Source organism: Enterococcus sp. CSURQ0835, assembly GCF_902706605.1.
GTDB lineage: Bacteria > Bacillota > Bacilli > Lactobacillales > Enterococcaceae > Enterococcus_A.
Genome location: NZ_CACSLH010000007.1, coordinates 56232 through 69639 on the forward strand (window position 1 = coordinate 56232; position 13408 = coordinate 69639).

General features: G+C 43.6%; 16 protein-coding genes. All 16 read left to right on the plus strand.

What is annotated here, in order from left to right; all coding sequences use genetic code 11:
* Positions 1-25: 25 nt before the first annotated feature.
* The 16 genes from GVJ38_RS04605 to GVJ38_RS04680 all read left to right on the plus strand — a co-directional run bounded on the left by GVJ38_RS04605 (position 26) and on the right by GVJ38_RS04680 (position 13247).
* The gene (locus GVJ38_RS04605) at positions 26-778 is read left to right on the plus strand and encodes an alpha/beta hydrolase (protein ID WP_159722053.1); all 753 of its coding nucleotides are present in this window, start codon (positions 26-28) and stop codon (positions 776-778) included.
* Entirely contained in the window at positions 768-3113 is a 2346-nt protein-coding gene (gene rnr / locus GVJ38_RS04610) for a ribonuclease R (protein ID WP_159722006.1), read from the plus strand. The genes GVJ38_RS04605 and rnr overlap by 11 nt, the downstream gene beginning before the upstream one ends.
* 3 nt (positions 3114-3116) lie before the next feature.
* Positions 3117-3581, plus strand: a complete 465-nt coding sequence (gene smpB / locus GVJ38_RS04615; RefSeq protein ID WP_159722007.1) for an SsrA-binding protein SmpB — start codon at positions 3117-3119, stop codon at positions 3579-3581.
* 285 nt (positions 3582-3866) lie between these two features.
* A complete protein-coding gene (gene atpB / locus GVJ38_RS04620) occupies positions 3867-4583 on the plus strand; it encodes a F0F1 ATP synthase subunit A (RefSeq protein WP_159722008.1) in 717 nt (238 codons plus the stop codon).
* A 33-nt stretch (positions 4584-4616) separates the two neighbouring features.
* On the plus strand, positions 4617-4829 hold the full coding sequence (gene atpE / locus GVJ38_RS04625) for an ATP synthase F0 subunit C (protein WP_159722009.1): 213 nt from the start codon (positions 4617-4619) through the stop codon (positions 4827-4829).
* 83 nt (positions 4830-4912) lie between these two features.
* The gene (gene atpF / locus GVJ38_RS04630; RefSeq protein WP_159722010.1) at positions 4913-5437 is read left to right on the plus strand and encodes a F0F1 ATP synthase subunit B; all 525 of its coding nucleotides are present in this window, start codon (positions 4913-4915) and stop codon (positions 5435-5437) included.
* Positions 5424-5969: an ATP synthase F1 subunit delta gene (atpH, locus tag GVJ38_RS04635; protein ID WP_159722011.1), complete on the plus strand. Its 546-nt coding sequence runs from the start codon at positions 5424-5426 to the stop codon at positions 5967-5969. The genes atpF and atpH overlap by 14 nt, the downstream gene beginning before the upstream one ends.
* Before the next feature lie 19 nt (positions 5970-5988).
* Positions 5989-7533, plus strand: a complete 1545-nt coding sequence (gene atpA, locus GVJ38_RS04640; protein WP_159722012.1) for a F0F1 ATP synthase subunit alpha — start codon at positions 5989-5991, stop codon at positions 7531-7533.
* 14 nt (positions 7534-7547) lie between these two features.
* A complete protein-coding gene (locus GVJ38_RS04645) occupies positions 7548-8453 on the plus strand; it encodes a F0F1 ATP synthase subunit gamma (protein ID WP_159722054.1) in 906 nt (301 codons plus the stop codon).
* Positions 8454-8475: 22 nt separating this feature from the next.
* On the plus strand, positions 8476-9882 hold the full coding sequence (gene atpD, locus GVJ38_RS04650) for a F0F1 ATP synthase subunit beta (protein WP_159722013.1): 1407 nt from the start codon (positions 8476-8478) through the stop codon (positions 9880-9882).
* A gap of 43 nt (positions 9883-9925) precedes the next feature.
* The gene (locus GVJ38_RS04655; protein WP_442896016.1) at positions 9926-10336 is read left to right on the plus strand and encodes a F0F1 ATP synthase subunit epsilon; all 411 of its coding nucleotides are present in this window, start codon (positions 9926-9928) and stop codon (positions 10334-10336) included.
* 300 nt (positions 10337-10636) lie between these two features.
* Positions 10637-10870 (plus strand): DUF1146 family protein, encoded by a 234-nt coding sequence (locus tag GVJ38_RS04660; RefSeq protein ID WP_159722015.1) that lies wholly within the window; start codon positions 10637-10639, stop codon positions 10868-10870.
* A gap of 75 nt (positions 10871-10945) precedes the next feature.
* Entirely contained in the window at positions 10946-12247 is a 1302-nt protein-coding gene (gene murA, locus GVJ38_RS04665) for a UDP-N-acetylglucosamine 1-carboxyvinyltransferase (protein WP_159722016.1), read from the plus strand.
* Between the two features lie 11 nt (positions 12248-12258).
* Positions 12259-12444: a DNA-directed RNA polymerase subunit beta gene (locus GVJ38_RS04670; RefSeq protein ID WP_159722017.1), complete on the plus strand. Its 186-nt coding sequence runs from the start codon at positions 12259-12261 to the stop codon at positions 12442-12444.
* 84 nt (positions 12445-12528) lie between these two features.
* Positions 12529-12804: a membrane protein insertion efficiency factor YidD gene (gene yidD / locus GVJ38_RS04675; RefSeq protein ID WP_159722018.1), complete on the plus strand. Its 276-nt coding sequence runs from the start codon at positions 12529-12531 to the stop codon at positions 12802-12804.
* The gene (locus GVJ38_RS04680) at positions 12801-13247 is read left to right on the plus strand and encodes a GNAT family N-acetyltransferase (RefSeq protein WP_159722019.1); all 447 of its coding nucleotides are present in this window, start codon (positions 12801-12803) and stop codon (positions 13245-13247) included. Before yidD ends, GVJ38_RS04680 begins: the two co-directional genes overlap by 4 nt.
* Positions 13248-13408: the final 161 nt, after the last annotated feature.

A 13408-nucleotide genomic window follows, 5' to 3' on the forward strand; every position in this document is an offset into this window, starting at 1 on the left:
TGATGGAGATAATGAGGTGATGGAAATGTTAAAAGCACCGCAATCTTTATTTTTGCCCCATGGCGACGTGGCGGTTTTATTACTGCACGCCTATTCAGGCAGTCCGAATGACGTTCGGATGTTGAGCCGCTTTTTAGAAAAACAAGCGTATACGATTTATGCGCCGCTATTTTCGGGACATGGGACATTAGACCCAGCTGATATCTTACAACAAGACCCAACGCGTTGGTGGCAAGAAAGTCAGGCTGCATTGGCTTTTTTAAAAGCACGAGGGTATCAAAAAATCGCGGTCTTTGGTTTGTCGATGGGTGGGATCTTTGCAACGCGTTTAGTAACGGCAGGCGATCCTGCGGTGATTGGCGGTGGCTTTTTCTGTTCGCCGATCACGCCCGTTAAAAACAATGTGGTGGAGAACTTTTTATTGTATGCCCAAAAAGTGCTGACTTATGCAAAAGAACCGGTGACCAAAACTAAACTGGATACGTTTAAGACACAAGTCAGTCAGCAGTTGCAAAAAATCGAGCAACAAGCTGTACCGGCTGCGGCGAGTTTGCAAAAGATCCGCGTGCCTTTTTTTATGGCGCAAGCTGGAGCCGATGAAATGATCGACCCGCGCGGTGTTTTTCAAACCGCCCAACAATTGACGCAAACGAATTTTACTTTGAAGTGGTATGCAACAAGTGGACACGTGATCACGATCGATCCGGTCCGCCGAGAATTTGAACAAGACGTCGCTGCATTTTTGGCGACGCTAAAAGGAGCGAAAAATGACGAATAAAATCAAAACAGCTATCGTAGAAGTTTTAACGAATAGTCAAAAGAAAAGTTTATCAATGGAAGAGTTAGCTCAAGCCCTCGACATGCAAAAAAGTGGCGACTACAAAGCGCTCGTCCAGACAGTCGCGGTGATGGAGCGTGAAAAAATGGTGGCGTTCAATCAAAAAGGTAAGATCAAATTACCGCAAGACGCTTTAATGATTGAAGGAACTTTCCGCGGTAATGAGCGAGGCTTTGGTTTTGTAACCATTGACCCGGAAGAACCTGATGTGTATATCGCCAAAGAACATACGCATTATGCTATGAATGGTGACACCGTCGAAATTACGATCTTAAAAAATTCTGATCCATTTTCTGATAAAGGTGCGGAAGGAAAAGTTGTAGCAATCAAAAAACGTAACTTGGATCAAATCGTCGGCGAGTTCACGGCGTTTCCACCAGAAGAAGTCGCCGAGACGGATTTGTATGGCGTCGTGGTGCCAAAAGATAAAAAAGTTGGCCAGTTCAAAGTTTTCATTGCGGCAACCGGTGTGAAACCAGTCGATGGCAGTATTGTGATCGTGGAACTGACCCATTACCCTGAAAAAGATTACGCGAAAAGTTTAGAAGGGATCGTCAAACAAGTTGTCGGTCATAAAAATGATCCGGGAATGGATATCTTGTCAGTGATCGTAGCGCAAGGAATCCCGACGCAGTTTCCAGAAGCTGTTTTAAAAGCGGCCGACGCTGTACCAGATGAGATCAGTGAAAAAGAATTGATCGGTCGCCGCGATCTGCGAGATCAAGTGATCGTTACGATCGATGGAGCGGATGCTAAAGATTTAGACGATGCCGTGACAGTGGAAAAATTGCCTAATGGAAATTATTTTTTAGGTGTGCATATCGCAGATGTCTCGCATTATGTGACGGAAGATAGTCCATTAGATCGCGAAGCTTTTGAACGGGGAACGAGTGTGTACTTGACTGATCGGGTCGTACCGATGATCCCGCAACGTTTATCAAATGGTATTTGTTCACTGAATCCTCACGTTCCTCGGTTGACACTGAGCTGTGAAATGGAGATCGATCCAAGTGGTACGATCGTTTCCCATGAGATTTTTCCCAGCGTGATCCAAACGACAGAGCGCATGACTTATGCCGCTGTCAATGGGATCTTAGAAGCGGATGATCCTGAATTGATCGAACGTTATGAAGCTATTGTGCCAATGTTTACGTTAATGAAAGAGCTGCATCAAATTTTAGAAGCAAAACGGATTAAACGCGGTGCGATCAACTTTGAAGATCGCGAGGCAAAGATCTTAGTCAATGAGACAGGTAATCCATTGGGAATCGAATTACGGGAACGCGGCGTCGGTGAACGGTTGATCGAATCCTTCATGCTAGCCGCAAATGAAACGGTCGCTGAACATTTCAATCGGTTGAAGTTGCCATTTTTGTATCGGATCCATGAACAACCGAAAGAAGAAAAGATGCAACGCTTCTTTGATTTTGCCGCGGCGTTAGGGATCGTAGTTAAAGGAACGAAAGATTCGATCACACCGAAAACATTGCAGCAAGTGATCGCAACGGTGGAAGAAAAACCAGAAGCGCCGGTCATCAACACGATGTTGCTGCGAAGCATGCAACAAGCAAAATATTCAGCTGAAAATGAAGGGCATTACGGATTAGCCGCTGAGTATTATACGCACTTCACCTCACCAATCCGCCGTTACCCCGATTTGACGGTTCATCGTTTGATCCATACGTATGCGACAGATACGAGTGAAAAAACTAAAGCGAAGTGGGCGGAGAATTTACCGGAGATCGCGTTGCACAGTTCACAGATGGAACGCCGCGCCGTCGATGCTGAACGTGAAGTCGACAGTTTGAAAAAAGCGGAGTACATGGCAGACAAAGTGGGTGAAGAGTTTGACGGGATCATCAGCTCGATCACAAAATTTGGGATTTTTGTCGAATTGGAAAATACAGTGGAAGGTCTGATCCATTTGAATGATCTGAAACAAGATTATTTCCACTTTATTGAAAGTCAATTAGCTTTAGTTGGCGAGCGGACGAAATTAACTTTTAAGATCGGTCAAAAAGTCAAGATCAAAGTCACTAAAGCTGAACCAGAGACTCGTGAGATTGATTTTGAATTGCTATCGGCAGAAGAAGTACCCGCGCTGGAACTTCCCCACAAAAAACAGCGGTCAAAACAAAATCAAAAACGGACTTCCCGTAAGCCAAAAGGAAAAGATAACAAAGAAGGCAGTCAAGGTAAGAAAAAGAAAAAGGGCCGGGCGCCATTTTATAAAAAAGTCGCCAAAAAGAAAAAGGGCGGCAGAAAGAAGGGATAGCAGATGCCAAAAGGAAATGGCAGTCTCGTGGCGCAAAATAAAAAAGCGCGTCATGATTATACGATCACCGATACGATCGAAGCTGGGATCGTGTTAAAAGGTACCGAAATCAAATCGATTCGCAATCGGCGGATCAATTTGAAAGATGGCTTTGCACGGATTCGAAATGGCGAAGCCTACTTATACAATGTGCACATCAGTCCGTACGAGCAAGGAAATTTATTTAACCACGATCCATTGCGAACGCGAAAACTATTGCTGCATAAAAAACAGATCGCCAAATTAAATGGCGAATTGAAAAACGCCGGGACGACCATTGTGCCATTGAAAGTCTATTTAAAAGATGGCTTTGCAAAAGTTTTGTTAGGTGTCGCCAAAGGGAAAAAACAATATGATAAGCGGGAAGATTTGAAGCGCAAAGACATGGATCGTCAGATCAGTCGAACGTTGAAAAGCTTCTCACGTTAGGCAAATATTCTTTTTCGCATATTTTCGTTGAATTTCTTTACAACTGTTTAAAAGTTGAATAGGATTAATTATTATCTATAATGCTCTTCTTGGGCAAATTTCAGCCGGACACCATTTAATCGAGGCTTCAAAAGATCAAGAAAAATGATAATAACTATTCAAATTTTTTTAATGAAAATACTTTGAAATTTCCGATTGATGGTGGTAACATACGGTAGTGTTTTCGGTGTTCAGCTTGAACATACAATCGTTGACAAATGTCATTGGGAAAAGAGGTGAAATGGATTGGAAGAAAAGTCTTGGGTTTTCCACATTGGTCCGATTTGGTTTGATGGTACCGTGACCACGATGATCTTGGTGACTTGTTTGATTGTTTTCTTGCTGGTATTCTTTTTTACGCGTAATTTGAAATTGAAGCCGACCGGAAAGCAAAATGCGATTGAGTGGCTCGTTGATTTCACGACAAATATCGTCGGAGACAACATGCCCCGAAAAGAGGTTTCGAACTTTGGTCTATTGTCCTTCACCTTGTTCCTCTTTATCTTCGTGGCCAACCAGATCGGGCTGGTAACGAAAATCGTCTCGCCTCAAGATATCACGTATTGGAAGAGCCCGACTGCTGATCCGTTCGTGACGATGGGTCTGGCGTTAATGGTGCTGTTGCTCTCGAACTTATTGGGCTCAGAGCGTTTTGGTCTTGCCGGTTATATTAAAAATTCATTTTTAACGCCGCCGATGTTAGTACCAATCAAGATCATGGAAGAATTTACCAACGTCATCACATTAGGTTTGCGGCTTTACGGCAATATTTATGCCGGTGAAGTGTTGCTGACCTTAATTGCAAGTATGGTGACGAGTATGGGGTGGATCGCACTCCCATTTGCGGTTCCGCTAGAAATGATCTGGATCGCATTCTCATTATTTATCGGTAGTATCCAAGCATTTGTCTTTACAACTTTATCGATGGTTTATATGGGCCATAAATTAGAAGTTGAAGAATAAACTCAAACAGAAACTTTTAGGAGGAAAATAATTATGAACTTTATCGGTGCAGGAATCGCAATTCTAGGGGCAGCAATCGGTGCTGGCTATGGTAACGGACGTGTTATCTCACAAACAATCGAATCAATGGCTCGCCAACCTGAAATGGCTGGACAATTACGTTCAACGATGTTCATCGGGGTCGGTTTGATCGAAGCTGTGCCAATCCTAGGTGTCGTATTAGGTATGTTGATGGTCTTCAGATAAAACAGCAACGAGTAAGTCGTTGCTACTTTTTTGCACTACTGGTTTAAATAGTAGAAAAGTTATCACAGAAAGGAAGACCGAGTATGCCGAATCTAGTTATTGCCGCAGCTGTCAACACGACGCTCGGTAATCTTGTAGTTGTCACACTTTCATTTATCATCTTAGTGGCACTACTAAAAAAATTCGCTTGGGGTAGTGTGCAAGACATCCTGAAAAAGCGGGCAGATAAGATCGCCAATGATTTAGATTCTGCAGAACAATCGCGCATCAAGGCAGCTCAATTGGCAAAAGAGCGGGAATCGCAATTGGCGAATTCGCGCAGTGATGCCGCTGAGATCATTAAAAGTGCGAAAGAAAGTGGCGAATTACGACGTCAAAATATCTTACAAGATACAAAAGACGAAGTGAGTCGGATGAAAGACAAAGCGCAAGCGGAGATCTCTGACCAACGAGAAGCCGCAATGACTTCTGTCAAAGACGACGTCGCAGACCTTTCTTTACAAATCGCAACGAAGATCTTAAATAAAGAGCTGACCGATGATACCCATCAAGATTTGATCAATGATTACATTGATAAATTAGGGACGACCAAACATGAAGCTCGATAAATATACTGTGGGCAGACGTTACGGTAAAGCGCTGTTTGAATTGGCGATCGAAAAACAAGCGACCGAGTCTGTTTACAACGATCTAATGGTCATCCGCGAGGTGTTTACTGCCGTGCCGGATCTAGGAAATATTTTGTCTGACGTGCGGTTGCACGCTTCAGAAAAAGAGGCCATCACAAGTAAGCTTACGAGTCAGTTTGATGGCATCGTCAAAAATTTCTTGAACGTCGTGTTCGAGTATAATCGAAGCGATGATTTGCCTTTGATGATCGATGAATATGAACACCGTTATAATGAAGCAAATAAAATCGTGCTAGGTACTGTGAAGACAGCTGTCGCTATCGATCACAAAAAACAAGCGCAGATCGAAGCAAAAGTTGCCGAAGTATTCGGCTATCAAAAAGCTGAACTCACACCAGAAGTTGATCCAAGTATCGTTGGTGGTGTCATTGTTGAAGCCAATCATCAAGTGATTGACGGAAGCCTCGCCAGCCAGTTGAATGGCCTACGAGCAGCATTAAGTAAAAAGTAGAGAAGAAGAGGTGAAATGAATGGCCATCAAAGCAGAAGAAATCAGTGCGTTGATCAAAGAACAAATTGAAAATTACGATAACAAATTAGCAGTCGATGAAGTCGGCACCGTGACCTACGTTGGTGATGGGATCGCTCGGGCGCATGGATTAGACAACGCGATGAGTGGTGAGCTTTTAGAATTTTCAAATGGTTCTTTTGGGATGGCGCAAAACTTAGAAAGCAATGATGTCGGTATCATTGTTCTAGGTGAATTTGAGTCCATTCGTGAAGGAGATAAAGTTAAACGAACTGGGAAGATCATGGAAGTACCAGTTGGGGACAACATGATCGGTCGGGTCGTTAACCCATTAGGCCAACCAGTTGACGGATTAGGTGCGATCCAAACGGATAAAACGCGCCCCGTCGAAGCCCAAGCTCCTGGCGTTATGCAACGGAAATCGGTTTTTGAACCAATGCAAACCGGTCTTAAAGCGATCGATGCTTTAGTTCCAATTGGTCGTGGCCAACGGGAATTGATCATCGGTGACCGTAAGACTGGTAAAACATCGATTGCGATCGATACGATCATCAACCAAAAAGGTCAAGATATGATCTGTATTTATGTTGCGATCGGGCAAAAAGAATCGACCGTTCGTTCACAAGTGGAAACATTACGGAAATACGGTGCGATGGATTACACGATCGTCGTGACCGCGGGTGCTTCTCAACCAGCACCATTATTATATATCGCGCCTTATGCGGGAACTGCGATGGGTGAGGAATATATGTATAACGGCAAACACGTGTTGGTAGTTTTTGATGATCTATCAAAACAAGCCGTGGCTTACCGTGAACTTTCCTTGCTACTTCGTCGTCCGCCAGGTCGTGAAGCGTATCCCGGGGATGTGTTCTATTTGCATTCACGTCTATTAGAACGCGCTGCAAAACTTTCTGACGATCTAGGCGGCGGGTCACTGACCGCGTTGCCATTTGTCGAAACACAAGCCGGTGATATCTCAGCTTATATTCCAACCAACGTGATCTCGATTACGGATGGTCAGATCTTTTTAGAAAGTGATCTGTTTTATGCTGGGACGCGACCAGCCGTAGATGCCGGACTTTCAGTATCGCGGGTTGGTGGTTCTGCGCAAATCAAAGCGATGAAAAAAGTTGCTGGGACACTTCGGTTGGATCTTGCCAGCTATCGTGAATTGGAAGCTTTCACACAGTTTGGTTCTGATCTAGATGCTGCGACACAAGCTAAATTGAATCGTGGTCGTCGGACCGTGGAAGTCTTAAAACAAAAATTGCACCAACCATTACCAGTTGAAAAACAAGTTGTGATCTTGTATGCCTTGACCCATGGATTCTTAGATAGTATCCCAGTCAATCGCATCTTGGATTTTGAAGCCCAATTATTTGAAAACTTTGATACGAATCACGCTGATTTATTGCAAACGATCCGGGAAACGAAAGAGTTACCGGCTGAAGATAAAATAGATGGCGCGATCAAAGACTTCAAAGAAATCTATGAAGCAGCACAACAATCACAACAAAAAGCAGCCGAGTCAGAAAACGCATGATCGAGGTGAACTAAATCGTGGCATCTTTAAATGAAATCAAACAACGGATCGCATCGACCAAAAAGACTAGTCAAATCACCAAAGCAATGCAAATGGTATCTGCGGCGAAGCTGACGAAATCAGAAGCCCATTCGATGCAGTTCCAAGTTTATGCGCAAAAAGTGCGGGAAGTCTTGACGCACTTGACTGCTAGTGAACTTGCAGAATTGGCACAAGCTGATCAACCAGCTAATGGGATCAATTACCACAGCATGTTGCTCAATCGTCCAATCAAAAAAACTGGCTATATCGTCATCACGTCTGATGGCGGCTTAGTCGGCGGCTATAATAGTTCGATTTTGAAACAGACGATGTCGATGCTAAAAGAAGATCATGAGTCAGCCGATGAATATGTCTTACTTGCGATCGGTGCGACCGGCGCTGACTTTTTTAAAAATCGTGGAATGAAATTAGCTTATGAATTACGAAATCTATCAGACCAACCAAGTTTTGATGAAGTTCGTAAAATCGTTTCGATGACGACTAGCATGTATGAAAATGAAGTGTTCGATGAACTGTACGTTTGTTACAATCACCATGTCAACTCATTGTCCAGCCAGTTTCGTGTTGAAAAGATGTTGCCGATTTCGGACTTAGATCCAAGTGAAGCGCAAGAGTACACGGAGGAATATATTTTCGAACCATCAAAAGAAGCTATTTTGGATCAATTATTGCCACAATACGCCGAAAGTTTGATCTACGGTGCAATCGTGGATGCCAAAACGGCGGAACATGCTGCCGGAATGACAGCAATGAAGACAGCGACCGATAATGCTAGCAACATCATCAGTGATTTGACGATCTCTTATAACCGCGCGCGGCAAGCTGAGATCACTCAAGAGATCACTGAGATCGTTGGCGGAGCTGCCGCTTTAGAATAATTTTGAGATTGGAGGAAAAAACATGAGTTCAGGCAAGATTGTTCAAGTAATTGGTCCCGTTGTCGACGTGGAATTTTCTTTAGATCAATCATTACCAGACATCAACAATGCCTTAGTCGTTTACAAAAGCGATGAAGGAAAAAGTAAAGTCGTTTTAGAAGCCGCCTTGGAACTCGGTGACGGTGTCATTCGAACAATCGCGATGGAGTCTACCGATGGACTACAACGGGGAATGGAAGTCGTTGATACTGGAAAATCGATCTCAGTTCCCGTTGGTAAAGAAACGTTAGGACGGGTGTTCAACGTCTTAGGTGAAACGATCGATAAAGAAGCGCCGTTTCCAAAAGATGCGGAAACGAGCGGGATTCATAAAAAAGCGCCAGCCTTTGATGAATTGAGTACCAGTAATGAAATTTTAGAAACAGGGATCAAAGTCATCGACTTACTCGCACCTTATTTAAAAGGTGGGAAAGTCGGACTATTCGGTGGTGCCGGAGTTGGGAAAACCGTTTTGATCCAAGAATTGATTCACAACATTGCCCAAGAACACGGTGGGATTTCTGTTTTTACCGGAGTCGGTGAACGAACCCGTGAAGGAAATGACTTGTATTATGAAATGAAAGAATCTGGCGTTATCGAAAAAACTGCGATGGTGTTTGGTCAGATGAATGAGCCGCCAGGTGCCCGGATGCGGGTGGCCTTGACTGGTTTGACATTAGCCGAATATTTCCGGGATGAAGAAGGACAAGATGTCTTGCTCTTTATCGATAACATCTTCCGTTTCACTCAAGCCGGCTCAGAAGTATCTGCTTTGTTAGGTCGGATGCCATCAGCCGTTGGGTACCAACCAACTTTGGCGACTGAAATGGGGCAATTACAAGAACGGATCACGTCAACGAAAAAAGGTTCGATCACATCGATCCAAGCGATCTATGTACCAGCCGATGACTATACGGATCCGGCGCCAGCCACAGCTTTCGCCCATTTGGATGCAACGACTAACTTGGAACGTAAATTGACTGAGCAAGGGATCTATCCGGCGGTGGACCCATTAGCTTCAACTTCCAGTGCGTTAGCGCCTGAAATCGTAGGTGAAGAGCACTATGAAGTAGCGACTGAAGTCCAACACGTTCTTCAACGTTATCGTGAATTGCAAGATATCATTGCGATCTTAGGGATGGATGAATTATCAGATGATGAAAAAATCGTCGTTTCACGTGCACGTCGAATCCAATTCTTCTTATCTCAGAACTTTAATGTAGCCGAACAATTTACTGGTCAACCTGGCTCTTATGTACCGGTTGAAGAAACAGTCAAAGGCTTCAAAGATATTTTGGAAGGTAAGTACGATGACCTGCCGGAAGAAGCTTTCCGAAGTGTTGGGAAAATCGAAGACGTAGTAGAAAAAGCGAAAACTTTAGGCTACTAGGAAGAGGTGCCCGATGGAAAACGAAAATAAAGACAGTCATGCGATGATGGTCAATGTCGTTACGCCAGGTGGCTTAGTCTACGAACACCATGCAACTGTTGTCGTGGCAAAAACGATCGACGGTGAGATTGGGATTTTGCCCAAGCATGCGCCGATCATTGCCCCACTTGCGATCGATGAGGTGCGTGTCCGCCGAGCCGATGCTGATACGCATGTTGATTGGATCGCCGTTAACGGCGGGATCATGGAAGTTCGAGACAATGTTGTCAGTATCATCGCCGACAGTGCAGAACGTGAACGGGATATCGATGTGTCACGAGCTGAACGGGCGAAACAACGGGCGGAAGAAAAAATCCGCGAAGCCAAAGCGCAACATGATATCGATCAATTGCGTCGAGCAGAGATTTCATTGCACCGCGCTATGAACCGAATCAAGGTTTCAAAACATCGTTAAAAATGTGAAAAGTAGAAACGAAGCTCATTCGTTTCTGCTTTTTTTTTAATCAAATGAGAGTTTGATGATTCCTAATTAGACGCAATATTTTTGTGGTTCTTGAAGAAAAAAGCTAAAGATTGTGTTAATTATTTGTTATTTTTCTAAAAAAAGGTTAAAATGTTTAATATCAAAGTATTTATAAAACAATGAAGTTGACTTTGATAGTGTTTTTTTTAGCCGCTTCCCGAGGATTGTTCGTTCTCCTTTCTGAAAAATTGTGCTATAATTCGATTGTTGATTTTCTGGAAGGAGAAAAGCATGCAAGTTTATGGGATTGATGCGATCATTCGAATCGTATCACATTTGGCTTTTATTTATTTGGCGTTTTGGTCGCTGCGCTCATTGCGAGTAGAAAATATATTCAAAGCATTTCATGAGACGCAAGTTCGACTGGCTATCACGATGTTAGCGATCGTCATCGGCTTTACTTGTAGTACTTTTTTTCTCGAAATCATAATCTTATGCAAAAATATATTTTTTACCTTACAGTAAGACGCGGTACATAAAAAACGAAAAAAGAGACGAAAATGAATGGAATCGGTTAGAGATTTTTTTGGAGGGGACATAATGGAAGAAATCATTGTTCGTGGTGGGAACAAATTACAAGGGACAGTTGAGATCGAAGGCGCAAAAAATGCGGTTTTGCCTATCTTAGCTGCTGCTTTATTAGCAGAAGAAGGAACGACGGAATTGACAAATGTTCCGATTTTATCGGATGTCTATACGATGAATCAAGTGATTCGTGGTTTGAATACGACCGTCGGGTTTGATGAAAAAACTAAATCTGTGCATATCGATGCATCACAACCGTTAGCGATCGAAGCACCTTATGAGTATGTCAGCCAGATGCGGGCATCGATCGTTGTGATGGGACCACTTTTAGCACGGAATGGTCATGCGAAAGTTGCGATGCCAGGTGGTTGCGCGATCGGTAAACGTCCAATCGATCTTCACTTGAAAGGTTTCCAGGCGTTAGGGGCGACGATCAATCAAGCAAGTGGTTATATTGAAGCGTATGCGGATCAATTGATCGGCACGACGATCTATTTAGATTTCCCAAGTGTTGGTGCTACCCAAAATATTATGATGGCCGCAGTCAAAGCAAAAGGTACGACGGTGATCGAAAATGTTGCCCGTGAACCTGAGATCGTTGACTTAGCGAATTTCTTAAACAAGATGGGTGCACAAGTCTTTGGAGCTGGAACAGAAACGATGCGAATCGAAGGCGTGGAGCACTTGCATGCGGTTGAACACGCGATCGTGCAAGACCGGATCGAAGCGGGGACATTCATGATTGCTGCAGCGATGACTGAAGGAAACATCTTGATCGAAGATGCGATTTCAGAACACAACCGACCATTGATCTCTAAACTGATCGAGATGGGTGTTGAGATCCACGAAGAAGCAACTGGTTTACGCGTGATCGGACCAAAACACATCCGACCAACTGACGTGAAGACAATGCCTCATCCTGGTTTTCCAACTGATATGCAAGCGCAAATGACAGCGATCCAAACAGTCGCTGAAGGAACGAGCACGACAGTGGAAACAGTTTTTGAAAATCGATTCCAACATTTAGAAGAGATGCGTCGCATGAATGCTGATGTTACGATCGATAATAATGTGGCACTGATTAAAGGCCATACTAACTTGCAAGGCGCTGAAGTCTATGCGACAGATCTACGGGCTGCTGCAGCTTTAGTGTTGGCTGGTTTACGAGCAGACGGAATTACCCGCGTTCGGAATTTAAAATATTTAGACCGTGGTTATTATCAATTCCACACGAAGTTACAACAACTGGGAGCTGATGTGGATCGCGTTGACAGCGAGACAGGTAAATCAGTGGATGAAGCTGTTGTAACAGCTTAAGGAGTGTCAGTATGAGTACCAGCAGTGTCAGAGAACAAATTTTAAAATCTTTAATTCGACTCGTCATTATTTTACTCGTCGGGATCTTGTTGTTTGTAATCGGCAGCATGATCGGCTACGGTGCAATGGGTGGCGGTAATCCGTTTGAAGTGTTGATGCCGCATGTGTGGCGTCATATCATGGAGTTTGTTCGATAAAAAGTTGCGGCGAGTTTGCCGCAACTTTTTTGCTTAGAAGAGAAATTTTTTGTGTTGTTTGATTTTTAGAAAGAAGGATATTGGGTGAAAAAAATTTTGATCGCACCGGTACGTTTTTATCAGCGTTTTATCTCGCCGTTGTTTCCGCCTAGTTGTCGTTACTATCCGACGTGCTCAGCTTATATGATCACGGCGATCGAAGTTCACGGCGCATTGAAAGGGCTCTTGATGGGGATCGCTCGCATTTTGCGGTGTCAACCGTTTGCAAAAGGCGGTTTGGATTATGTCCCTCAGCACTTTTCATTGAAAAAAAATGTTGTCGATGAGACGCGACCTGATTACCAAGGAGGTAACGCATGATCAAATTGAAAACGACTGAAGCAATCCCGTGGGAACTTTTGCTGTTAGCTGATCCGGAAAGAAAAAAAGTTGCCGCTTACTTACCAACGAGCCAGCTGTTGCTGTTTGAAAAATCTGGTCAAACGGTAGGCGTATTAGTGTACCAAGAGCGAGAAACAGAAATTGAATTAATGAATCTCGCCGTGGCACCAGCTTTTCAACGACAAGGCATCGCAAGTCAGCTGATCGATCACTTTTTACAATTGTGTCGGAATTGTTCGCAAACATTGGTGGTGAAAACAGGCGAGATCCCACCTGGACCGCTAGCATTGTATCAGCAAAAAGGTTTTGTCGTGTGCGAGCGAGTAAAAAATTATTTTGTAGAACAGTACACTGAGCCGATCATGGAAGATGGGCAACGTCTGCGAGACCAACTAATCTTAAAACGAGCAGCTTCGAAATGAAGTTGCTCGTTTTTTTGCTGTGATAAAAGGGAGTTGCGCTTTTTAGCAAGACTTGCTTTTTATTGTTCAATAGATGATTCTTTTTTGAAAAAATGGAAAAGAGTTTCTGCGATAACAACTGCCTTTTTATCTTTTTGTTTTCAGTTGTTAAAATATTCAGA